At 63.5% G+C, this 21,081-nt stretch carries 17 protein-coding genes, 1 tRNA gene and 4 pseudogenes; 13 read left to right on the top strand and 9 right to left on the bottom strand.

All coding sequences use genetic code 11. The features are described from left to right. The first annotated feature begins 284 nt into the window (after positions 1 to 284). The 12 genes from DCC24_RS10030 (at position 285) to DCC24_RS09975 (ending at position 11,755) form a co-directional block, all read left to right on the top strand. Positions 285 to 2,981 carry an Rne/Rng family ribonuclease gene (locus DCC24_RS10030; RefSeq protein ID WP_110099781.1) on the top strand — a complete coding sequence of 899 codons (2,697 nt, stop codon included), beginning with the start codon at positions 285 to 287 and terminating at the stop codon, positions 2,979 to 2,981. Between the two features lie 236 nt (positions 2,982 to 3,217). Beyond that, the gene (rplU, locus tag DCC24_RS10025; RefSeq protein ID WP_110099780.1) at positions 3,218 to 3,526 is read left to right on the top strand and encodes a 50S ribosomal protein L21; all 309 of its coding nucleotides are present in this window, start codon (positions 3,218 to 3,220) and stop codon (positions 3,524 to 3,526) included. 34 nt (positions 3,527 to 3,560) lie between these two features. Further along, on the top strand, positions 3,561 to 3,821 hold the full coding sequence (gene rpmA, locus DCC24_RS10020) for a 50S ribosomal protein L27 (protein ID WP_110099779.1): 261 nt from the start codon (positions 3,561 to 3,563) through the stop codon (positions 3,819 to 3,821). Positions 3,822 to 3,965: 144 nt separating this feature from the next. Next, positions 3,966 to 5,528: a GTPase ObgE gene (gene obgE / locus DCC24_RS10015; protein ID WP_110099778.1), complete on the top strand. Its 1,563-nt coding sequence runs from the start codon at positions 3,966 to 3,968 to the stop codon at positions 5,526 to 5,528. A gap of 55 nt (positions 5,529 to 5,583) precedes the next feature. Then, a complete protein-coding gene (proB, locus tag DCC24_RS10010; protein WP_110099777.1) occupies positions 5,584 to 6,756 on the top strand; it encodes a glutamate 5-kinase in 1,173 nt (390 codons plus the stop codon). 31 nt (positions 6,757 to 6,787) lie between these two features. Continuing rightward, positions 6,788 to 8,083, top strand: coding sequence for a glutamate-5-semialdehyde dehydrogenase (locus DCC24_RS10005; protein WP_110099776.1), 1,296 nt, complete (start codon positions 6,788 to 6,790; stop codon positions 8,081 to 8,083). Positions 8,084 to 8,150: 67 nt separating this feature from the next. Continuing rightward, positions 8,151 to 8,372 carry a hypothetical protein gene (locus DCC24_RS10000; protein ID WP_110099775.1) on the top strand — a complete coding sequence of 74 codons (222 nt, stop codon included), beginning with the start codon at positions 8,151 to 8,153 and terminating at the stop codon, positions 8,370 to 8,372. 114 nt (positions 8,373 to 8,486) lie between these two features. Further along, positions 8,487 to 9,179, top strand: a complete 693-nt coding sequence (nadD, locus tag DCC24_RS09995) for a nicotinate-nucleotide adenylyltransferase (RefSeq protein WP_110099810.1) — start codon at positions 8,487 to 8,489, stop codon at positions 9,177 to 9,179. Next, on the top strand, positions 9,176 to 10,516 hold the full coding sequence (locus DCC24_RS09990; RefSeq protein ID WP_110099774.1) for a hypothetical protein: 1,341 nt from the start codon (positions 9,176 to 9,178) through the stop codon (positions 10,514 to 10,516). The genes nadD and DCC24_RS09990 overlap by 4 nt, the downstream gene beginning before the upstream one ends. A gap of 32 nt (positions 10,517 to 10,548) precedes the next feature. Next, positions 10,549 to 10,938 (top strand): ribosome silencing factor, encoded by a 390-nt coding sequence (rsfS, locus tag DCC24_RS09985; protein WP_110099773.1) that lies wholly within the window; start codon positions 10,549 to 10,551, stop codon positions 10,936 to 10,938. A gap of 20 nt (positions 10,939 to 10,958) precedes the next feature. Then, positions 10,959 to 11,606, top strand: a complete 648-nt coding sequence (locus DCC24_RS09980) for a histidine phosphatase family protein (protein ID WP_158524656.1) — start codon at positions 10,959 to 10,961, stop codon at positions 11,604 to 11,606. A 76-nt stretch (positions 11,607 to 11,682) separates the two neighbouring features. Continuing rightward, positions 11,683 to 11,755, top strand: a tRNA-Ala gene (locus tag DCC24_RS09975). Here DCC24_RS09975 and DCC24_RS09970 read toward each other — a convergent pair. From DCC24_RS09970 to DCC24_RS09950, 4 genes and pseudogenes are all read right to left on the bottom strand, one after another. Beyond that, positions 11,747 to 13,150, bottom strand: coding sequence for a recombinase family protein (locus tag DCC24_RS09970; RefSeq protein ID WP_158524655.1), 1,404 nt, complete (start codon positions 13,148 to 13,150; stop codon positions 11,747 to 11,749). The two genes, DCC24_RS09975 and DCC24_RS09970, sit on opposite strands and share 9 nt — an antisense overlap. 474 nt (positions 13,151 to 13,624) lie before the next feature. Next, positions 13,625 to 14,250: pseudogene (locus DCC24_RS09960) on the bottom strand (hypothetical protein). An 11-nt stretch (positions 14,251 to 14,261) separates the two neighbouring features. Next, positions 14,262 to 14,840 carry a hypothetical protein gene (locus DCC24_RS12380; protein ID WP_233492065.1) on the bottom strand — a complete coding sequence of 193 codons (579 nt, stop codon included), beginning with the start codon at positions 14,838 to 14,840 and terminating at the stop codon, positions 14,262 to 14,264. 214 nt (positions 14,841 to 15,054) lie between these two features. Beyond that, on the bottom strand, positions 15,055 to 15,264 hold the full coding sequence (locus tag DCC24_RS09950) for a hypothetical protein (protein WP_199446262.1): 210 nt from the start codon (positions 15,262 to 15,264) through the stop codon (positions 15,055 to 15,057). 91 nt (positions 15,265 to 15,355) lie between these two features. Between DCC24_RS09950 and DCC24_RS09945 the strand changes: the two genes are divergently transcribed. Next, complete coding sequence (locus DCC24_RS09945; RefSeq protein WP_110099770.1) at positions 15,356 to 16,423, top strand: CHAT domain-containing protein; 1,068 nt, start codon at positions 15,356 to 15,358, stop codon at positions 16,421 to 16,423. A gap of 3 nt (positions 16,424 to 16,426) precedes the next feature. Here DCC24_RS09945 and DCC24_RS12220 read toward each other — a convergent pair. From DCC24_RS12220 to DCC24_RS09920, 5 genes and pseudogenes are all read right to left on the bottom strand, one after another. Beyond that, positions 16,427 to 16,981: pseudogene (locus DCC24_RS12220) on the bottom strand (SCO6880 family protein); the annotation flags it as partial. Between the two features lie 612 nt (positions 16,982 to 17,593). Then, the gene (locus DCC24_RS09935; RefSeq protein WP_110099768.1) at positions 17,594 to 18,475 is read right to left on the bottom strand and encodes a ParB N-terminal domain-containing protein; all 882 of its coding nucleotides are present in this window, start codon (positions 18,473 to 18,475) and stop codon (positions 17,594 to 17,596) included. Next, positions 18,472 to 19,401: pseudogene (locus DCC24_RS09930) on the bottom strand (hypothetical protein). The gene DCC24_RS09935 and the pseudogene DCC24_RS09930 overlap by 4 nt, the downstream one beginning before the upstream one ends. 92 nt (positions 19,402 to 19,493) lie before the next feature. Next, a complete protein-coding gene (locus DCC24_RS09925; protein WP_110099767.1) occupies positions 19,494 to 19,952 on the bottom strand; it encodes a hypothetical protein in 459 nt (152 codons plus the stop codon). Next, positions 19,949 to 20,627 (bottom strand): annotated as a pseudogene (locus tag DCC24_RS09920) (DUF2637 domain-containing protein). Before DCC24_RS09920 ends, DCC24_RS09925 begins: the two are co-directional and overlap by 4 nt. Between the last annotated feature and the right edge of the window lie 454 nt (positions 20,628 to 21,081).

The raw sequence follows: 21,081 nt of genomic DNA, 5'->3' as shown, positions 1-21,081 counted from the left end.
TGAGTGTACGTGAGGAAACGAGCTCAATCGTGCGAAGTGGATCGGTCCCGGGTGACGTTCCCGACCGGCATCCCGCGGAGACCGTCGGAGATGAGAACAGACTGAGCTAGCACGAGATCGGTCGCCGCCCAGACGCCACAGGTTCCGTGCCTCACCGTGGCACCTCACCCGGTGGAGCCGGTTCAGACCAAGCTTTTTGTGTGCCATCCACGGCGCACCCCGGACGATCGGGGGAAACGCGCCCGTCACGGCACCCGAACCGCCTCGCGGTCAGTGTGTGGCTGATGCCGAGGAATGAAGGAGCTGCAGTGGCAGCTGACAACGAACCACAACTGAACACCGAGAATCAGACGGAGGGCAACGAGGGAACCGACGACCAGGTGGCGTCGTTGCAGGTTCCCGACGACCCGATGGATGTGCTCTTTCACGCCCCTGATCTCTCCGATATTCCGACTCGTACCCGCCGGGCGGATGACTCTGAGGACGACGGGGGCCATGCAGAGTCCTCTGATTCTGAGCGGTCCGGACATGGTAAGGACTCTCACGGAGAAAAATCCGGTCGCTCACGCCGTAAGCGCCGCGGTCGTCGTCGCAATAACGCTGAGCAGCAATCGTCATCTCAGGGTGATGATGGTTCGAATCGCGGACAGGGTGACCGCTCGGGTGCTGAAGATGGTTCGGAGAAGACCGGCCCATCGGGTCCAGCAGACCAGGGCGGTGATCAGCCGGTAGCCCGCCGCCGTCGGAAGCGTCGTCGGGGTACCACCGACCTGGAAGTTGACGGTGGCACCGGTGATGACCCGGAGAACACCGTCACCAAAGTGCGTGCACCGCGTCCGGCCGGGGGATCGGGGACCGGCTCGGATCGGGTCACCTCGGTGCGTGGCTCCACCCGCCTGGAAGCAAAGCGTCAGCGTCGCCGGCAGGCCCGGGGACGTCGCCGTCGTGGCAATGTGTTGACCGAAGCTGAGTTCTTGGCCCGTCGGGAGTCCGTGGAGCGGACAATGATGGTGCGCCAGCGGGAGCACCGGACCCAAATTGCCGTGCTGGAAGACGGTGTGCTGGCTGAACACTTCGTATCCAACACCACCCAAGACTCGTTGATCGGCAATATCTATCTGGGCAAGGTCCAGAACGTGTTGCCCTCGATGGAAGCGGCCTTTATTGATATCGGGCGTGGTCGCAATGCGGTGCTGTATGCCGGTGAAGTCAACTGGGATATGGCACAGTTGGAGGGCAAGCCCAAGAAGATCGAGAATGCGCTGAAGTCTGGTGACTCAGTGCTGGTGCAGGTCACCAAGGACCCGGTGGGCCATAAGGGCGCCCGACTGACCTCCCAGATTTCGTTGCCCGGTCGCTATTTGGTCTACGTTCCGGGTGGGTCGATGACCGGTATTTCCCGTAAGCTCCCCGATACGGAACGTTCCCGGCTCAAGAAGATCCTGAAAGATCACATGCCGGACAACGCCGGGGTGATTGTCCGCACGGCCGCCGAGGGCACCTCGGAACAGGAATTGATGAACGACATCAACCGGTTGCGGGCGCAGTGGGAAGAGATTGAATCCGCCTCCACTTCCACGAAGGTGCTGGCCCCCGAGCAGTTGCATGCTGAACCGGACCTGACGATCAAAGTGGTCCGTGACGTGTTCAATGAGGACTTTACCGCCATGGTGGTTCAGGGTGATGAGGTCTGGGACAACGTGGAAGCCTACGTGACCTATGTGGCACCGCACCTGGTGGATCGGCTCAGCAAGTGGGACCCGGACGACCACGACGGTGAGGACCTGTTCGCCTCACACCGTCTGGATGAACAGCTCCACAAAGCCTTGGATCGTAAAGTCAATTTGCCGTCGGGCGGTTCCCTGATCTTTGACCGCACCGAAGCGATGACTGTCGTCGACGTCAATACCGGCAAATTCACCGGTTCTGGCGGCAACCTGGAAGAAACGGTGACCAAGAACAACCTGGAAGCGGCCGAAGAGATTGTGCGCCAGCTTCGGTTGCGCGATATCGGGGGCATTATCGTCATCGACTTCATCGACATGGTCTTGGAATCCAACCGAGACTTGGTGTTGCGTCGTTTGGTGGAGTGCCTGGGCCGTGACCGGACCCGGCACCAAGTCGCTGAAGTGACGTCGCTGGGTCTGGTGCAGATGACACGGAAGCGGATGGGGACTGGCCTGGTTGAAGTCTTTTCCGAAACCTGTGAGGCCTGCGCCGGTCGTGGCATTATCGTCCACGACGAACCGGTGGAGAAATCGGTGTCCTACGACTCCCACGGGCAACCTCGCAAACACCGCAACCATTCTTCCTCGGCGTCGAATTCGCGGTCGCGACGCAAGAACCGCAAGAACGACAAGAACCGTTCGGACCATCACCACCACAACTCCTCACACGAGCACGACACCTCGAACCAGGAGCAACACCATCGTGAAGAACAGGCCGAGCGGGATGCGAAAGCCGAGCAGACTCGCAATGCGATGAACTCCATTGCCGCAGCCAGCAATGGGTCCTCGCAACAGAAGGGCTCGAACGACCAACAGGATGAAGGCCAGTCCGGCAAGGGCGAGCAGGATTCCTCTCGAGGTCGCCGTGGGCGAAAGCCCCGTCGGGCAGACTCGGACGGTGTTGTCCAGTCACAACAGTCCATCTTGGACGACATCAATTCCGCACTGGATGATGTGCAGCGCGCCCACGAGTCCCAGGAGAGCCAGCACGCTTCGACTCCCTTCGGCTCAGTGAGAACAACCGACACGGCTCAGCGCGCGAAACCACGCCGGCGGCGGGCGACCTCGGATGTGGGGGCAGAAACTGTCCAGACCGCCCCGGTAGAGTCCACCCCAGATTCCGGTGCGCAGTTCACCGCCCGGTCAACGACCTCGAGTGTCAAGGCCCCGAAGGAATCGACCGAGACCAAAGAGGCTGCTGCGGTGATGCTGGGTGTTGGCGTGAGTGCAGAGGATATTTCCTCACCGCAATAACGGTCAGCAGACGTGAAAATGTGGCGCATCTTTCCCGGTGTGTCATTTGAAATTCACGTAACAGACAAGGTAAGGTATAGCTCTGGTGCTGTGAAGTTACGCGTTAAGTGTGCGTAAAACATGCCGGTCCACCCACCGAGTCGAGGCTGAGAAGGTCAAAATACCTCCGTGTGGCGTATCGGGCCTCAGCCACAGCAAGAGAATAATTTTCTAACGTCGAGAGAAGTGAGTCCCAAGTGGTGTACGCGATTGTCCGCGCTGGCGGCCGCCAGGAAAAGGTTTCCGTTGGAGACCTCGTTACCCTTGACCGCGTTCCCGCTGAGGCCGGTAGCTCCATCGAGTTGCCCGCACTGATGGTGGTGGATGGGGACAAGGTCACCTCGGAGAAGAAGGAACTAGACAACGTTAAGGTGTCTGCCGAAGTTCTGGAACACCTCCGTGGTAAGAAGGTCGTCATCCAGAAATTCAAGAATAAGACCGGCTATAAGAAGCGTCAGGGTCACCGTCAGAACCAGACTAAGGTCAAGATCACCTCTATCGCCTAGGTCGATCGAGACGTCAAAGAAAAGGATTTAGCAGATGTCAACGAAAAAAGGTGCAAGCTCGACCAAAAACGGTCGTGACTCCAACCCGCAGTACCTCGGAATCAAGCGTTTCGGTGGCCAGGCAGTCTCCGCTGGTGAGATTCTCGTTCGCCAGCGCGGTACCCAGTACCACCCCGGCAACAACGTCGGCCTGGGCAAAGACCACACTCTGTTCGCTCTGGCATCCGGCTCCGTCGAGTTCGGTCAGCGCCGTGGTCGCCGCGTGATCAACGTGGTACCGGCAACGACAGAATAGCCGTTGCGCACCGTGACAGCATAGCTGTCACTATAGACCAACGCTCCAGCGGGGGCGGGCCGGCCTGGGTCCGCCCCCGCTTGCGCTATCTAAACCCCCGAACCGCCACCGACTGAGACCACCTGACTCGTGAGGGAGAAACCAATGCCACAGTTCGTTGATCATGTCACCTTGCACGCCACCGGTGGCAACGGTGGCCACGGGGAAACCTCGGTGCGCCGGGAGAAATACAAACCACTTGGCGGACCCGACGGAGGCAACGGCGGTAACGGTGGAGACGTGGTGGTCGTCGCCGACTCCCAAGAAACCACATTGCTCGACTATCACCACGGTCCCCACCGCTCAGCCACCAACGGGGAGCCCGGTAAGGGAGGGAATAAAGATGGTCGAGACGGTGAATCACTGTATCTACCGGTCCCAGTTGGCACGGTGGTTAAAGACCAAGAAGGCAACGTGTTGGCAGATCTCGTGCATCCCGGCATGGAATACGTCGTGGCCGCCGGTGGCACCGGGGGACTGGGCAATGCGGCGTTAGCATCACCAAAACGTAAAGCACCCGGATTCTCATTGCTCGGTATTCCAGGCGAAGAACGTAGTGTTGTGCTGGAGCTGAAATCCGTGGCCGATATTGCCCTGGTCGGTTTCCCCTCGGCAGGGAAATCCTCTCTGATCGCTGCGCTGTCGGCCGCACGACCGAAAATCGCCGATTATCCTTTCACCACACTGGTTCCTAACCTGGGAGTGGTTCAAGCCGGTGAAACCCGGTTCACCGTCGCCGATGTGCCCGGTCTGATCCCCGGTGCCAGTCAGGGTAAGGGCTTAGGGCTAGAATTTTTGCGTCACGTCGAACGTTGCGCGGCGTTGGTCCATGTGCTGGATTGTGCGAGCTTGGAATCCGACCGCGACCCGATTTCGGACTTCGAAGCCCTGGAACACGAACTGGCCGCATATTCGGTCAAACCAGTCCAGGGTAGCAGTGGCGAGCAAATGAAACCGCTGAACGAACGTCCGCAGTTGGTCGCCCTGAATAAGACGGATCTTCCCGACGGCCAGGAGATGGCTGAGATGGTTCGAGATAACCTGGAAAGCCGCGGACTGCGGGTCTTTGACATTTCAGCGATTGCCCACCAAGGCCTGGATGCCTTGAAATTCGCCATGGCTGAGTTAGTCAACCAGGCCCGGGCCACTGCCCCCGAACCCGAGCCTGCTCCCGTTGTGCAGATCACTCCCCGGCGCCGTCGGGGTGATCGTACCCATGACTTTACGATTACCGCCGAGGAACGGAGCGCGAAACCACTGTTCCGTATCCGTGGGGACAAGCCGGAACGCTGGGTGGCTCAAACCAACTTCGCCAACGATGAGGCGGTGGGTTATCTGGCCGACCGCTTGGAGCGAATTGGTATTGAAGAAGAACTGTTCAAAGCCGGCGCTGTGCCTGGGGCTACTGTGGTGATCGGTGATGACGACACCGGTGTCGTCTTCGATTGGGAGCCGACGATTTCGACCGGGTCGGAACACCTCACCGGTCCGCGGGGTTCCGACTATCGCATGGACGAGCGACATCGTCCGACCCGTGAAGAAAAACGTCAGGACTGGGCAGAACGCAAAGCTGCCCGGGCCGCCACCCAGGCCGAAATGGAACAGGAACGTCGCTGCGGTCTGTGGACCGACTGGCATCATACCGACGAAGACGACGACCAGTTCTGATCCGGTCCTTGCCCCGCACAGATCACATCCATCCAGCACCGAAGGCGATACCCGCGTGAGTACCCGAACCCCTGTCTCGCACAACCCGGTCACTGACCGTTCGACCATTTCCCAGGCGCGTCGGATCGTGATCAAAATTGGGTCGTCATCGTTGACCACTCCCTCCGGTGTGTCGCTGGAGGCTATAGACCGGCTCACCGCGTTGATCGCCTCCCTGCGGAATGCTGGCACCCAGGTGGTGCTGGTCTCCTCTGGCGCGATCGCTGCCGGGTTACCGGTCTTGGACTTCGATAAACGACCCAAGGATCTGGCAACGCTACAGGCCACTGCCGCGGTGGGGCAGAGCCAACTGATGGCCTACTATGCGCAGTCCTGCCACTGCCACGGATATACCGTTGCCCAGGTGTTACTGACCGCCGATGAATTGATGCGCCGCACCCAGTACAACAATGCTTTCCGTTCGCTTCAACGGCTTTTGCATCTGGGCGTGATCCCGGTGGTTAACGAAAACGACGCGGTGGCCACTCAAGAAATTCGGTTTGGCGATAACGACCGCCTGGCTGCACTGGTCGCCAATGTGGTCAAAGCCGACCTGCTGGTGCTCCTGACCGACGTGGATGCCCTCTACGACGGACCACCCACCCGACCCGGCAGCACCCGCATCGCCCGTGTCCGCTCTGCCGAGGACCTCCACGACGTCACGATTGGCACCACCGGCACTGCCGGTGTGGGCACCGGAGGGATGGTGACCAAAGTCGAAGCCGCCTCGATCGCCACTGGGTCCGGGATTCCAGCACTGCTGACCGCGGCGTCACTGGCAGCCCCGGCACTGGACGGCGAGGATGTGGGCACCTGGTTTGATGTGCGCGGTGAACGCAAAACCGCTCGCTCGGCCTGGTTGGGGTTGATGGCCGAGACTCGAGGATCAATTCTCATCGACGACGGGGCGGTCATTGCGGTCACCCAGCGGCATCGCTCCTTGCTCCCTGCCGGAGTGGTCGACGTCCGCGGAGAATTTGAGCCTGGAGACGCGGTCGAAATCTGCGATGTGCACGGCACCATCGTTGCCCGAGGCTTGATCAATTATTCCTCCCATGAGCTACCCGAGATGTTGGGCAAGTCCACCGCGGAGCTACGGGAGGCACTCGGGCCTGAATACGATCGGGCAGTGGTCCACACCGACGATACCGTCACCCGCGATTCCTTCGGTCTCACTATCCGCCCGTGAGATGTATCCCATCGACGCTAGACTGGCCTGTATGACCACACAGCAGGACTCCACGGTACGCGCGGCAGTTTGGGAGATGACTCAGCGGGCCCGTCGCGCCCAGCAGACATTGGCCTCGGCATCACGAGCTCGCAAAGATCGTACCCTGCAGGCACTCGGTGAGGCAATCTGGGACCAACGTCGCTACATTTTGGACCACAATCAAGCGGATCTGAGCGCCGGAGCCGACAACGGTCTCTCGGTGGCGCTACTCGACCGGCTCACGCTCACCGAACAGCGTATGGCCGGACTGCGCTCCGCGCTCAACGAGCTGGCCACGTTACCCGACCCCGTCGGTGAGGTGGTCCGCGGACGTAACCTTCCCAACGGGATCCGGATGCAACAAGTCCGGGTGCCCATCGGCGTGGTCGGCGCCATCTATGAGGCCCGGCCGAACGTCACTGTCGATATTTCCGGTATTGGGCTCAAAGCCGGTAGCGCGGTGCTACTACGGGGTGGATCGGCGGCTGAACACACCAACCGGGCTACCATCGCCATCTTGCGCTCTGCCCTGGCTGATCAAGGCTTTGACCCCGATGTCATTCAATCCGTGGACGAGCACGGTCGCGCTGGGGCGAGGGCCATGATGGAATTGCGCGGGGGAGTCGATCTGCTGATCCCGCGCGGGGGAGCGGGGCTGATTCGCTCGGTGGTGGACAACGCCCGGGTCCCGGTCATTGAGACCGGGGCGGGTAACGTGCACGTTTATGTGGATGCTAGTGCTGACCCACAGATGGCCGCCGACATCGTGCTGAATTCGAAAACCCACCGCACCTCCGTGTGCAATGCGGCCGAAACCCTGCTGATCCACCGCGAGGCGGTCCAGGCCGGCCGTGAGGCGCTGCGCGCCCTGGCCCAAGCCGGGGTGCGTTTGCACCTGGACGATGCAGCTCGGCAACTCATTGCCGCCACCGACTCACCGAGCGCCGGGATGTTGCTGGAGGTCACCGAACAGGACTGGGATACCGAATACCTTGACATGGAGATGGCGGTGGGCGTCGTCGATGATCTTCAGACCGCCATGGAGCACATCCAAGCTCACACGACCGGCCACACCGAAGTGATTATCACCAACGACCTCTCCCATGCCGACACGTTCATCGCTGGCATTGATGCTGCCGTGGTCATGGTCAACGCCTCCTCACGGTTCACCGATGGTGGGCAATTTGGGCTGGGCGCAGAAATTGGAATCTCCACCCAAAAGACCCACGCCCGCGGGCCCATGGGGCTGGAAGAGCTGACCAGTACCAAGTGGATTCTGCGCGGTCAAGGACAAATCAGAACGTAGTGGAAACAATGTGAGTAGACTAGGTGATGATTTTGCACACCGCTGAGCGATAAGAAAGAGAACGCCCATGCTCTCACATCTCACCACCCTTGGCTCCGGTCCGGAGATTGTCAACGAATTACCGGTTGAACCCTGGGCTTACGGGGTTGCAGTCTTCGTGATCCTGATGTGCTTGCTGTTTGCCACCATGTCCCTACGCTCCGTTCGGCGTCGTCACCAGGCCCCGGGCAGCGAGGTCGTCACCCGCGATCGCGCACACCAGCGTTTCGACGAGCAGTCTGGACACTAAAGACCGTTCTGGAAACCTCTCCGTCGCCATCCCGGTCTCGGACCCACGATCGTTGCAGGGTGGGACCGGGATGTGAAAGTAGTTTAAGTCGTGACTCACTCTGATCAGTCCCAGATGGCAGGTAACGGTGCCCAGCGCCGGCCCCGTCTGGGCATTATGGGCGGTACCTTCGACCCCATCCACCACGGCCACTTGGTCGCAGCCTCGGAAGTTGCCTCCGAATTCGAGTTGGACGAGGTCGTCTTCGTGCCGACCGGACGTCCCTGGCAGAAGGCCGATAAAGACGTCACCGCCGCCGAACACCGGTATCTCATGACCGTTATTGCTACCGCGGCCAACCCGCGGTTCTCCGTCTCACGGGTGGATATTGACCGTCCCGGGCCGACCTACACCGCCGATACCCTCGATGACCTCCACGCCTTGCGGCCCGATGCCGAGCTCTATTTCATCACCGGTGCGGATGCGATGGAAAGCATCATGTCCTGGAAAAACGTGGAGAATTTGTGGGGTAAAGCGCATTTTGTCGGTGTCTCCCGGCCCGGTCATGCCCTCGATGACTTTGGGCGCGATGACATTTCGCTGATGTCCATTCCGGCCATGGCTATTTCCTCCACGGACTGTCGGGCCCGGGTCAGAGCCGGCAAGCCGGTGTGGTACCTGGTTCCAGACGGAGTCGTACAATATATCGCCAAGTACGGTTTATACCTGAGCGAAGACACCGAAGAGGCCGCTACAGACCCGCTTCGCCCAGCGGTCGTCAGACACATGGACCCGACCAACGCGACTGATCAGGAGGTGATCTCGTGAGCAACGAGTCATCACGCCCGCTGTCCCGTCGTGAGCTACGTCGTCGCCGTGAACGGGCCATCTTCGAGGGCACTGCGGTTGAGCAGACCGGACGAAGCGAACAAAACAACCAGCCCCGTCGCGCGCGTCGGGCTGCGGATTCACCCACGGATGCTCCGTCGATGGTCTCTGGTCGGGTTCCTCGGATCCAGCAGGAATATCGATCCGCAGGACACCGCGTCGCCGATACTCAGCGCGGAAGTGTTCCGGGCCATCCCGGACAACACGCTGATCCGCAAGCGGTACCCGATGCGCCGAGGCACACCACCGTTCCACAGCACCACCGAACCGCAGCGCACTCAGCGCGGTCAGCTCCTGTTGATCAGGTCACCGAGAGTTTCCGGCGAACTGACGTGACGGGACAACCCGAGCCAGTTCGTCGTGCGCCCAGTGCCGAACGCACCCCGCCGGCGACTCCCCGGCGTCACCGTCGTGCCGATGCAGACGCCACCGCCACCGGTGGTATCCCGGTCATCTCTCAGCAACCTCAGCCAAGCCCCGCACCATCGCAGGACACCACCCCACGGTCCCGACGACAGGCGCGAGCAGAGCGTGTCCAAGCCTACGCCGAGGCAGAGTCTTCGAATATTTTCAGTCCCGACGCTGACGATGTGGCCGCCCAAGAACGCCCGCAACAGCATCCGCGCCGGGCTGAGGCACCACAAACCGTCGAAGACCACCCGGCAGAACCTCAAGCAGTGCAGTCGTTTCACGAGTATTCCTCCACTGCCACCACCGAGATCACCGGAATTGGGTTGACCCAACCGATCGAGGATGAGCGTGCCGAACTTCAGCGCGAAATTCAGCATGTCTCTGAGGAGATCGCCCGGATCGGTGAAACGAACCCCAACCGGATTGATCCGCGCCTGTTACAACGGCAACAAGATCTGGCCAAACGAATGGGCGAGATTAATCAGCGCGCCCAGAGTCAGGTGATCTCCGATGAAGAGTGGACGTCACATACCGGGTTGCCAGCTGTCACCGAGGACACCGCACCGCCGAAAATAAACGATGAGCTCCAGGCCAAGGCCACAGCAACCCAATCGGTGGTGGAACCTGCCACTCAGGACCGTCCAGCACCCCGTTCCCGTACCACCGCCACGTCGGCGAGCGAACCGGTGCCAGCGCCGGCGAAAGTCAAGAAGAACCCCGTCGGTGCTGGCTCTGCCCACGGGCTGGACCCCCTGGATACCCGCGATTCCGCTGCTGCTGAGCGGAGAATGATGATGTGGTCTACCGTGGTATTAATAATCGGTGTGGCCACCTTGATTATCGGCCTGGTTCTGCTGTTTTTCTAAGTAACGACGATCTCAACCTGCTAAGGAGCTTAGTGAGCGTTCCCGAGACCACCCTGACAGCACTCAACGTTGCCGCCCAGGCGGCCGATAGCAAACAGGGGGAGCATATCTCCGCTGTTGACGTGGCCGCGCGCCTGGGAATTACCGATGCCTTCTTATTCGTCAGTGCCAGCTCAGAACGCCAGGTAAAAGCACTCACCGAAGAGATTGAAGATGCCCTGCGGCAGCAGGAAGATCTGAAACCAATCCGGCGTGAAGGCACTGAAGAAGCCCGCTGGATACTGCTGGACTATGGCCATTTTGTCGTTCACATCCAACACCGTGAAGAACGTGAACTGTTTGCCCTGGACCGCTTATGGGCAGAAGCACCGCAGATCGAGCTAGATGTGGCACGCCCCGAACACGACAACGAGCTGGACTAGACCGGAGAAGAGCACGTCCCATGACATTCCGCGTTGTTTTGCTACGACATGGTCAAACGGAATGGAATGCTCGTGAACGATATCAAGGGCAAACCGACGTGCCTCTCAATGAGACCGGAGTCGTCCAGGCGAAAGAAGCAGCCGAACGGTGGCTCGGGACCGATTTCCTGGCCGTGCGGAGTTCTCCACTCATGCGGGCACGGACCACGGCGGAGTATGTGTTGCAGGCTCGTGAAGTACGTCGTCCAGTCTCGCAGATTGTCACCGTGGACGCGCGTCTGGCCGAAACGGCCGGGGGACAGTGGGAATCACTCTACTTCTCCGAGATTGCTACCCAGTGGCCAGAAGAATTTGCTCAATGGCGCAGGCCCGATATCAATTGCGGGCCGGTCCAGGGCGAAACACCCAAAGAATCCGGCACTCGTAGCGCCCAAGCAATCCGGGAAACGCTGAGTGGGGTCTTACCGAAGCTGGGCCATAATGGAGCATCGGCCACTGTGCTGTTTGTCGCGCATGGCAACACCTTACGGGCCGCGACTCATGTACTGTTGGGACAACCGGATTCTCACTATGGTAGTGTCCCCCGGCTCGAGAACTGTCGAGCCCACATCTTGACCTATACACCCGGGGCGTCCCGAGAATTTCAGCTCATCGATGCGAACGTTTAACCGCCGATTTGCACAATTAAAAGATGCGGTTGTATAGTAGAGAAGTTGCTTCCGAGAGGTTCCAACTACTCACTACGGGGGTATGGCGCAGCTGGTAGCGCGTCTCCATGGCATGGAGAAGGTCAGGGGTTCGAGTCCCCTTACCTCCACGTAAGATGGGAAAATCGGAACTCGCCCCGCCTGATGGCGGGGCAGTTTTGTTTCTGCAGTGACTTTGCCCGGGGCGTCGATGGTGATGCGGGTAAACAGGGCGCGGTTGAAGATGCGTCGTTCGGCTGGTTCGCACTTGTTGTAGAGGTCACCGAGGTCGGAGAAATGGCCGAGTGAGATCGCGTGTCGGCGTAGTGAGCCTGGACGAACTTGAATCGTTCTGCTTCGAGCTTGTCCTTCTGGGCTTCGAGGAGCTTGAGTTCGTCGTCGCTGGTGGCTTCGAGCTGGTCGAACACCCGGTGTAGCACGCCGTGTACCCGTTCGGCTTCGTTCTTGGTCAGGCCGTTGGTGTTGTAGGTGGCTTCGATGCGCTGTTCGATCCGCTCTGCGAGGATCGCGGAGCGGGTGCAGGGGGTGCGCTTGCGGCGTCGTCCGGAGCAGGTGAAGTACTCGTACCGGTTGCCGTTCTTGTCGCGGGGCCGTTCGATCATGAGCTTGGCTCCGCATGAGCAGTAAAGGGAGCCTTTGAAGTAGTGGTCGTACTTATGGGGACGTTCGCCGACGGCGTTCTTTGCGTCGAGCTGGGCCTGGACTCGCAGCCAGGTCTCGGGGTCGACGACCGGGGTGTGAGCAGCGCCGTCATAGGTGAGGCCGCGGAAAGTGACTGTGCCTTGGTAGTACGGGTTGGTCAGCTCCTTGTGAAGCGTGGTGGTCGTGATCGGCCGGGCCGGCTGTGCCGGTGTAGGCCGCGTGGTGAGACCTCGCGCGTTGAGTTCCTTGGCCAGCGAGGACAGTGACCAGTCCCCTGTGGCGAAGGCGGTGAACGCGAAACGGATCAGGTCGGCCCGGTCGGGCTCGACGGCGATGTCGCGGATCTCCCGGCGCTTGGCGTCGGTGGTACGCACGTTCAGGTACCCGAGTGGCGCCTTGGTGGGGGTGCCGCCGATGATGGCCTTCTGGGTCATTCCCCTGATGACCTCTTGGGCGAGGTTGAGGGAGTAGAACTCGGCCATCGAGGCGAGGATGCCGTGCATGAGCATGCCCGACGGGGTCTCGTCGATGTTCTCAGTCACCGACACGAGGGTGGTGTTCGTGCCGCGGAGGGTGGCGTGGATGATCGCGTCGTCGAGGCGGTTGCGGACGATCCGGTCGACCTTGTTGATGATGCAGTAGCGGACAGAGTTCGTGGCGATGTAGTCGAGCATTTCCTGCAGGGCGCGCCGCCTGGCGGACTTGGCGGATTCACCGGGTTCGATGAATTCTCTGACGATGACCGCGCCGAGCTGTTCAGCCTTGCGCTGCGCGGCCTCCCGTTGAGCGGGGATGGACAGGCCTTCTTCTTGCCCGTAGCGGCTGGCCTGGTCTTTCGTAGAGACCCGCAGGTAGGAGATCACCGGTACCAATCTCAGCAGTACCGGTCTCGGTGGTCTGCTTCGCCTTGTGGTTCGTGCCTGCGGCGAGGGCCCGGAGGGACGCGAGGTCGAGCCTTGCCGGGAGATCGAGGAGCGTCATGGTGTGACCGCCTTTCCGGAGCCCAGCGCCACGGGCTGGGCGACTGGTGCGCCGAGTGGCGGTCACGTCAGAATGCGGAAAGAACACCCCACAGGTAGGGGCTTAATGGATCGGTGCCATCGACGCGAATCATCGTGGTGCATGGCCGATTCTACCGGGTGCTGGTCAGCAGGCCGCGGAGGTAGTTGCCGGTGCGACCGGTCTGCGTCGGACCGTCGGTCTGACGCAGCGCGATGCGGATGAGGACCTCAGCGACCTTCTCCGCGTCGATCTCATCGCGGCGGTGGTAGCGGACGCGGACCGACCGGCTCGCGGCCGACCGGTCCGTCTTCCGCTGATACCCGCACCACAGTCGATCACCGGCCCTGACCGCGGTCGCGATCTCGGAGTTCGCCGGTGGTCTGGTCGAGATTAGCGTAGAACGCGTTTTCGGCCTCTTGTCGTTCGCGGACTTGGTCCTGGACGAACTGCACGAACTCGGCGTCCTGGTCGGTGATCACGATGTCCTCGACGGCAGGGGCGGGGTCTTCGCCGGGCCAGGAGGTCTGGGGGTGGGACGGTCACGGTCCAGGCGGGTGCCCGAGGTCGCGACCCAGTCCCGCTGACGATGGCGAGCGTCGGCCAAGTCGCGGTGCCAGACCAGGGGCGCGGACACGTTCTGGTCCAGGTCGTAGGCGCACAGCCAGTGCAGGTGCAGGGCGGAGAGTGCCCACACCAGTTCGGGGTGGTGGTGCCAGAACGGCGGTATCACCGAGGCGGGCAGCCCGTAGGCGTGCCGGAGCCAGTCGACCCATCGGTTCAGCTCCATCCATTCCTGCCCCAGGTCATGGGCCGACAGCAGGTTCCAGTTCACCGGATGCGGCGGCTCGGCCACCAGATCAGGCCCAACCTCGGGCCGGTCGTCGAGCTCGTCGTAGTCGTCCTCGTCGAGCTGGTCGGATTCTGGCTCGTCGAACTCGGGTGCCTCGTTGATGATGGACATGGTCGTGCCTTTCAGGGACCCAAGGACGGCGACGTGCTGGGCGTCGCCCGGCGTTCGCCGGTCAGCTCGGGCGCCGGCCGGCCGACGGTCCCGCGGGCGGGGGTCTCTCGCGCGGCTGTCTCTTCGGTTCGACGGGTGCGGTCGACGTCGTAGGTGGTGCGGGCAAGATCCTGGCCGATCTTCTTGGCGACGAACTCCTCGGCCTCCACGTCCTGGCCGTCGCGGTCGATCACGTCGAGCACCTGGTCGGTTTCGTCGCCTTGGAGGAATACCGTGTTGATCCACCGCTGTGAGACCTCCTCGGGTCGGATGGGGCCGTGCTCGCTCAGCTCGGCCAGGGCGTCAGCGCTGGTGTGGGCGGCCTCGGGTACCCAGACCGGGAACAGTCCCGCGTTCCCCCGGTTGCTACCGGGATGATCGGGCGCACGCTGGCGAGCGTCGCCCGCCGTGCTCAGGAAGGTCGCGAGGTCACGGAGTGCCCGGTCGGGCTCGACGGGGCTTCCGGCGCCGGTGAACAGGTCCCGGCCCTCCACCGCTTGGCCGATGGTGGCGTCGGTGATCCGGTAAGCGTAACGCTGATGCTCACCCACCGGCGCATCAGGCCACACCGCCAACGTCAGCGTCCCCGCCTCCACGGCCGTGGTCGCGGGCGCCGGGCCCAGGCCGAGGCGTGCGGCCAGCCGCTCCCGCGCGGCTTCTCGATCCGCGACCGGCGCTTGGTGCCAGGCGATCCTGCCCGAGTGGGTGAACGCTGCGTCGAGCCGGTCGTAGACCTGATTGAGCAGGGTGCCGGCCTGGTGCAGCTCATCGGCGGCTGCCAGCGCGGACGCCGCACCCGCAGTGGAGGTTGCCGTTGTCGTCGAATGCCCGATCCCGCGCGTTCAGGTGAGCGTTGGCGAGCTGGTCGAAGACTTGACGCAGCGACCGCACCCCGGCCACGAGGTCACCGAACACCCGGTAGGTGTCGGCCGGGTCGTGGAACGTGGGCAGGGGAGCGCCTTTCTGACCTGGCATGTGTCAGCCAGGTGCAGGACGATCTCCCCGGAGATGTCCGTGGTCTGGCGTAGAGTGAGAACCGAAACGCGATGGGGCGAGGAGGAATCAGATGAGCGCGAGCCAGTACCGAGGACAGCTCGAACGCAAGCGCAAGCAGCGGGTCGAGGCGGAAAAGAAGGCCGGGGACTACCGATCGAAGGAGTCCAAGAAACGGGCTGAGTCCGCCAAGGCCCGCCAGGCCGCGGCGAAGACCAAGAGCGAGTCCACGATGAAGAGCAAGCTTCGCGAGGCAGAGCGGAAGGACAAGGAGGCTGAGACCGCGGGGAAGGAAGCGGGTCGCTGGCAGACCAAGGCCGCCGGTTACGCGAAAGAGGAATCGTCGCTGCAGACCAAGCTCTCGAAAGCGGAGCGGTCCGAAGCCGATGCCGCCGAACGACGGCGTCAGCGCGAGCAACAGCAGGCCGACCGGCGTGCTACCGCCGAAAAAGCCGCGCTCGACTCCCGCATCAGCCAGACCGAATCAGCGGTGCATCACGTTCTGCGCCAACTGCCCGCACCGAAGCCCGAGAAGCTCCGGGTCCTCATCCTCGGCGCGTCGTCCGAGGGGGACCTGCGCGTGGGGCGCGAGCAGAAGCGCATCCGGTCAGCGGTCGAATCCGCGCTGCATCGTGATCAGATCGATCTCGATGTTCGTCCTGCCGCCACGACGGCCGACCTTCTCGACGGGATCACGAAGTTCCGACCGCACGTGGTGCACTTCTCCGGTCACAGCGACGACGACCTCATCGTGTTCGAGGACGAGCAGGACGAACCCCACGAAGGCGTGATCGTCACCGCGACTGCTTTCGCGAACTCCGTCCGAGCCACCGACGACCCGCCCCTGCTGGTCTTGCTGAACTCCTGCAACTCCGCATCACAAATCGATGCCCTCGTGGAGCAAGTGGTGCCCTTCGCCATCGGGATGGCCGATGAGATCGACGACGCTGACGCGATCAACTACGCAGCTCAGTTCTATGCCTCTATCGCCAACGGCCAGTCCGTCAACTCGGCCCACCTGGCCGGAAAGGTTCGTCTCGAACTGGACGGCCTCGATGGCGCCGAACTCCCGACGCTGGCCTGGGCCTCAGACGTCGACCCGGCCGGAACCATCCTCGTCAAGCCAACCGACTCAGAGTGACAGTCAGACGCTGCGGCACAGCGGCAGTGCGGCGGCGGTGAACGCCGCGGCCTGCTGCTCGACCAACAGCCGGGTCTCGCAGGAGGCTTGGATGGCGGCTTGTTCGATCGTTGCCACCCCGGCCTCGAGTTCCTCGACGGTGGGGGCGGAGACGGAGATGAGGCCGGTGTAGCGCAACACCCCATGGCCGGCGGTCAGGTCGGCTTCCTGCTGGAGCACGTCGTGATATTCCGCGGTCTGGGCGGCGTCCTCGATCTGCCCGATCTTCGCTCGCTGCGCGGCATCGGAGATGTGCCCGACCTTCTTCTTGCGAATGTCGCGGGCGGCCTGATCGGAGCGCAGCGGGGTGCAGATCAGCGAGAACGACCGCTGAATCCCGGTCGACAAGAGCACCGGCGACAAGAAGCCGGGATACACCATCGAGCGGGGCCATTCGGAGACCCGCAGCACCGCATGGTGGGCCGAGTCGGTGCGCAGGCGACTCCACGACTCGTTGACCGCGACCGGGCCGGCCGTGGCGAGGGATTGGCCGAGTTCGCCGTGACGTTCGAAGGTGGCGCGGTGGAGGGTGCCTTCGATCGTGACCGCGACAGTGCCGTCGGCGAGCTGCCCGGGCTGGGCCTGCTCGACCGCTGTGCCCCACGCGTCGGGAATGAACGTGTTGTCGATGTTGAGGTGCTGGGTGGTGGCGTACTGCCGTAGCTCCAGCCAGGCATCTCGGGACGGGAGGTAGGCGGCGATATCGTAGGCTAGCCCGGCCTGCTCGGCACCCGTGAGGTTGCCGACGTCGAGGACCACGCTGGTGTAGTCCAGGGGCATGAACCCGCTACCCGTGTCCCACTCGAACAAGGCGATGGCGACGTTGCGGGCGAAGGTCTCCGGATCATCCGAGGCCCGCACGACTGGTAGCCGCGGTGTCGTGGTGGGGACCGGATCGGACGGCGCGGTGAGCACTGGGCCAGGAGTCTCGCAGTCGCCATCACCACGGCTCTGGTCGGGTGGGCCGACAAGGAGGCCATAGATGCCGACACTGGCCAGCACTACCACGACCAGCACGGCGATGAGTCGGCGGCGAACGCGGGGCTCGGAGAGGTCGGGAGTCTTCATGCCCTCCAGATGCGTTCCCGCACCCAACCGACGCAGGACGAACGGGAAGGGCGAAGGTGGCCGTCAGAGGGCGCGCAAGTGGGCGCGAGCTGTTACCGGCTCGTCAGCGGTGTCGCGGTCGCGCAGGATACGGAGTTCTTCGGCGAACCTGCTGGTGCCCTCGACGATGGTCAGGAACGACTCGATCTGCTCATCGCTCAGCTCGGCGGCGAGGTGTTCGGCGTCGTAATGGGTCCACAACTGCTCCAGCTCGCCCCAGGTGAGCACGAACGCCTGCACCGGATACCGGGCGGGCTCGCCGTCGTCATCGGTCACCGGCGCGGGTCGGGGTGTGCGCTTCTTTCCCTTCGCAGCCTTGACGCGGGCGAGGGCCTCGGCAGCGAGCTGATGCAGGTCGGCCTCCCGGTGCTCCTGTGCGGTCTCGGCCGCAGTGCGGCTTGCTTCGTAGATCGGGTGCACTGCCGCGCCATCATCGATGCGTTCCACTTCCGCCACGACCCGTGCCCGTAGCTCGGCCGACTGGGAGGGACCGTCAGCGCAAGGCTGGTTATCGGTGGTGAACTGGGTCGCCGCCTTCCTGCGGTCGGCGTCCTCGGCCGCCAGCGCTCTCAGTTCGCGGTAGAGCGTGGCGGCCTCCGTCTGGGTGAGCGGCTTGTGCAGCACGTTGTCGTTCTGCTCGGCCAGCAGGTGCCCGAGGCGGTCGGAGATTCCGGAGCGGACCCAGACGTTGACCTTGCGCCAGCCGAGCTTCTTGATCGCCGCCAACCGCCGTGCCCCGCACACCAGCACCCCGTCGGGGGTGATCGTGATCGGTTGCAACAGTCCGTCGCGCGTGATCGAGACAGCGAGTTCGTCGATGTCGCCCAGCTCGGTGCGATGCCGGCGCCCGACGTGGAGGGATTCGACGGCGCGCTCCAGCTCGATATACCCGGCCGGCGCGGTCACGACCGGTCACCACCGGGGTCGTCGTGGGTGCCGGGTGCGGCGAGGGAGATGGCCAAGATGAGATCGTCGTCGCGCAGCAGCACCGGCAGGGCCTCGCCGATCAGCAGGCGCAGCAGCACACCCCGCCCTGCGGTCGTGGCGGCATAGGCGGGGTGCGGGTTTCCCAATAATGCCCGCAGCAGTGCCGTCCACGAGGAACGTGGGATGTCCAGCAGGGCGCGGGTGTTCTTGTCCCGCCGCAAGCTCTCGTAGGCTGTCTGGCGGGCCCCGGTCTTGGTCAGCGCCTCGCGGACATGCTCCACCCCGGCCCTTGCGGTCGCGGGGTCCCAGCCCAGCAGCGTGAACAAGGCGATGGCGTCCTCGGCCGCCAACCGGGCGGACATGCACGCCTGGTCCGAACCGCACCCACAACCGTCGGAGTCCCCACCAGAAGAATCCGTCTCCGCGTCCGTGTCGTTGTCGTGGCTGTGGGGGTCGGTGATGTGGAAGGCCGGGTGGTAGTTGGTCAGCGAGTTCTCCCGGTCGGAGAACCTTTCGGGGTCGTGGAACGGCGAGACATGCGGACGCGTGGCTTGGTGGACCGAGCACAGCAGGCCATGGGATCGTTCCTCGAAGAGGCACGTGATCCGCACCGCGTGCGTGATCACCGCCTACGGATCTCGGACCTCGCGGGCAGCGCGGGTGATCATCACCTTGAACGCCGCACTGGCGGCCTCCCACGGGCCCAAGCCGTGCTTGCGGGCCAGCGGCTCGTACTTGGTCGCGGTGTAGGCCATCAGCTCCGCGGCCACCGGATCATGGCTCCATGCTCCCAGCCCAGCGGCGTGGAGTCGATGCAGCAGGGCGCGGAGCCCGTCGCTGGTGGTGAAGTCCTCACCACCCTCGCCCTCAGCGGTGTGCGAGTGGGTGGGTGTTGTCGTGGTCATGGTTAGGCACCTCCTGACAGACAGGTGCACGCGCGCCCCCACACCACGGCCGGCTCCGCCGGCGACGTGTTGGTGGGGGTGCGCATGTCAGGTCACCCGAGCCCGATCCCCGTACGGGACACCCACCAGGAGTGCCGGCTCCCGCGGCCGAACTCCGAGACATCCGGCAGCCGCCGAGCCCGATCACTCACGGTTCGCGCGACCTCGCCGAGACCGCGCCCGCCTGTTCGGGTGAGCTGGCGGGTGCGGCGGGCGAGTTCGACCTCGAAGTCGATACCCCGCCCCGCGAGGGTCGCCGACTGGCGGGCGAGCAGATCGGTGGGTCTCACCCACTCCACACCCCGCGCCCGCCGCGCGGCATCCGCCGCCATCATCTTGTCGTCGCGGTGGCGGTGGGTGACCCTGGACGCCCGTATTGCCTCCGGCGCCGAAGGCCCTTCCGTCGGATCGGGGCCCCGGCGGTGCGTGTCGTGGTCACCGGGCTGGCGCTGACGATCGCGGGGATAGTCACGGGCGTGCTGGTCGTGGCCGGGGTCGGTGGTGGTGCTCATGGTGTCCTCGCCTCCCTGGCGGTGTCCTCGACGGTCTGCTTGTCGGGAAGGTGCGCGGCGGTGAACCAGCGGCCCACCGTGGAGGGATGGACCCCGAGGTCTCGGGCGATGCGCTTGTTCGACCACCCCTGACCCCTCAGCTCAGCCGTGACCTCGCGCCGACCCCCCGGACGCGTGACCCGCCGGAGCGCTCAGGATGGCGCCGCTGCGTCGTGGCAGCTCCTGCCGTGCCGCATCCGGTGTCCGCTCCGGGAGTGGGCAGGTTAGGATGACGGTCAGGTGGGTGATTGCCAGCAGCACCAGCGGCGGCACCGCCGCCACCGACACGGCCAGCACACCGGGCACATCGGCATCGGCCGCGCCCACGGCGTGCAGGGCATTCGCGGTCACCGACACGATCGCCCCGGCCGCCAGCAGCGCCCACGGATACCAGGCCGATCGCTGGCCTGCGAGGGCGACGACGGAGACGGTGGCCACGACGATGATGCCGTCCACGATCAGCGGCCACGCCCACGCCTGCCCCTGATCGATACCCGAACGACGGGCGAGGTCGGCCAGCGCGGTGAAGGACAACCAGAACGCACCGAGCGCGATCAGCACTGTCCCGGCCACCGCAGTGACGACGGCGAGGCGTCCACCGCGACGCCGCACCACCGGCACACTCGTCGACGTCATGACAACACCTGCCCTGTCGCCTGTTCCGGCACCCGGCGCGGCTCCTCAGATGGATGGCCAGATCGCCGCGTGGCTGGGTGGGTGGTGCGGTAGGCCGAACGGATCGTCGCCGACACCTCCCGTGCCGTGAGCCCCGCATGCTCGGCAGCCGAAGCCAGGACGGCGTACGTGTCGGTGGGCGGGGTGTCGTTCTCGGCGAGGGGGCACGCCGCCCAGAACAGGCCACGATTCCGCTCACCCTCAGTCCGGCTGGCGACCCACGCCGCCAGCCGCGCGGCACTGACCTCACGCACCTGGCCGGCCGGTCGCGGTGCCGGGGTGGGGTGGGGGGGGTGTCCCTATGGTGTTTGTCAAGCCGCGGTCGGGGTGCGGGGTTCGTATAGGGTGCCTGTTTTCATCATCGCGTACATGACGTTTAGTCGACGCCGGGCTAGGCACATGATCGCTGCGTTAT

The sequence above is a fragment of the Auritidibacter sp. NML100628 genome (genome assembly GCF_003185985.1).
In the GTDB taxonomy this organism is placed as follows: Bacteria; Actinomycetota; Actinomycetes; order Actinomycetales; family Micrococcaceae; genus Auritidibacter; species Auritidibacter ignavus.
Note: the sequence above shows the minus strand (reverse complement) of the source record. Positions and strands in the feature narration are given on the sequence as shown.

Excerpts from the sequence above, each read along its gene's own strand:
- DCC24_RS10030 (WP_110099781.1), top strand. The coding sequence starts at position 285 with ATGCCGAGGAATGAAGGAGCTGCAGTGGCAGCTGACAACGAACCACAA.
- rpmA (WP_110099779.1), top strand. The coding sequence starts at position 3,561 with ATGTCAACGAAAAAAGGTGCAAGCTCGACCAAAAACGGTCGTGACTCC.
- obgE (WP_110099778.1), top strand. The coding sequence starts at position 3,966 with ATGCCACAGTTCGTTGATCATGTCACCTTGCACGCCACCGGTGGCAAC.
- DCC24_RS10005 (WP_110099776.1), top strand. The coding sequence starts at position 6,788 with ATGACCACACAGCAGGACTCCACGGTACGCGCGGCAGTTTGGGAGATG.
- DCC24_RS10000 (WP_110099775.1), top strand. The coding sequence starts at position 8,151 with ATGCTCTCACATCTCACCACCCTTGGCTCCGGTCCGGAGATTGTCAAC.
- nadD (WP_110099810.1), top strand. The coding sequence starts at position 8,487 with ATGGCAGGTAACGGTGCCCAGCGCCGGCCCCGTCTGGGCATTATGGGC.
- DCC24_RS09980 (WP_158524656.1), top strand. The coding sequence starts at position 10,959 with ATGACATTCCGCGTTGTTTTGCTACGACATGGTCAAACGGAATGGAAT.
- DCC24_RS09950 (WP_199446262.1), bottom strand. The coding sequence starts at position 15,264 with ATGCCAGGTCAGAAAGGCGCTCCCCTGCCCACGTTCCACGACCCGGCC.
- DCC24_RS09945 (WP_110099770.1), top strand. The coding sequence starts at position 15,356 with ATGAGCGCGAGCCAGTACCGAGGACAGCTCGAACGCAAGCGCAAGCAG.
- DCC24_RS09925 (WP_110099767.1), bottom strand. The coding sequence starts at position 19,952 with ATGAGCACCACCACCGACCCCGGCCACGACCAGCACGCCCGTGACTAT.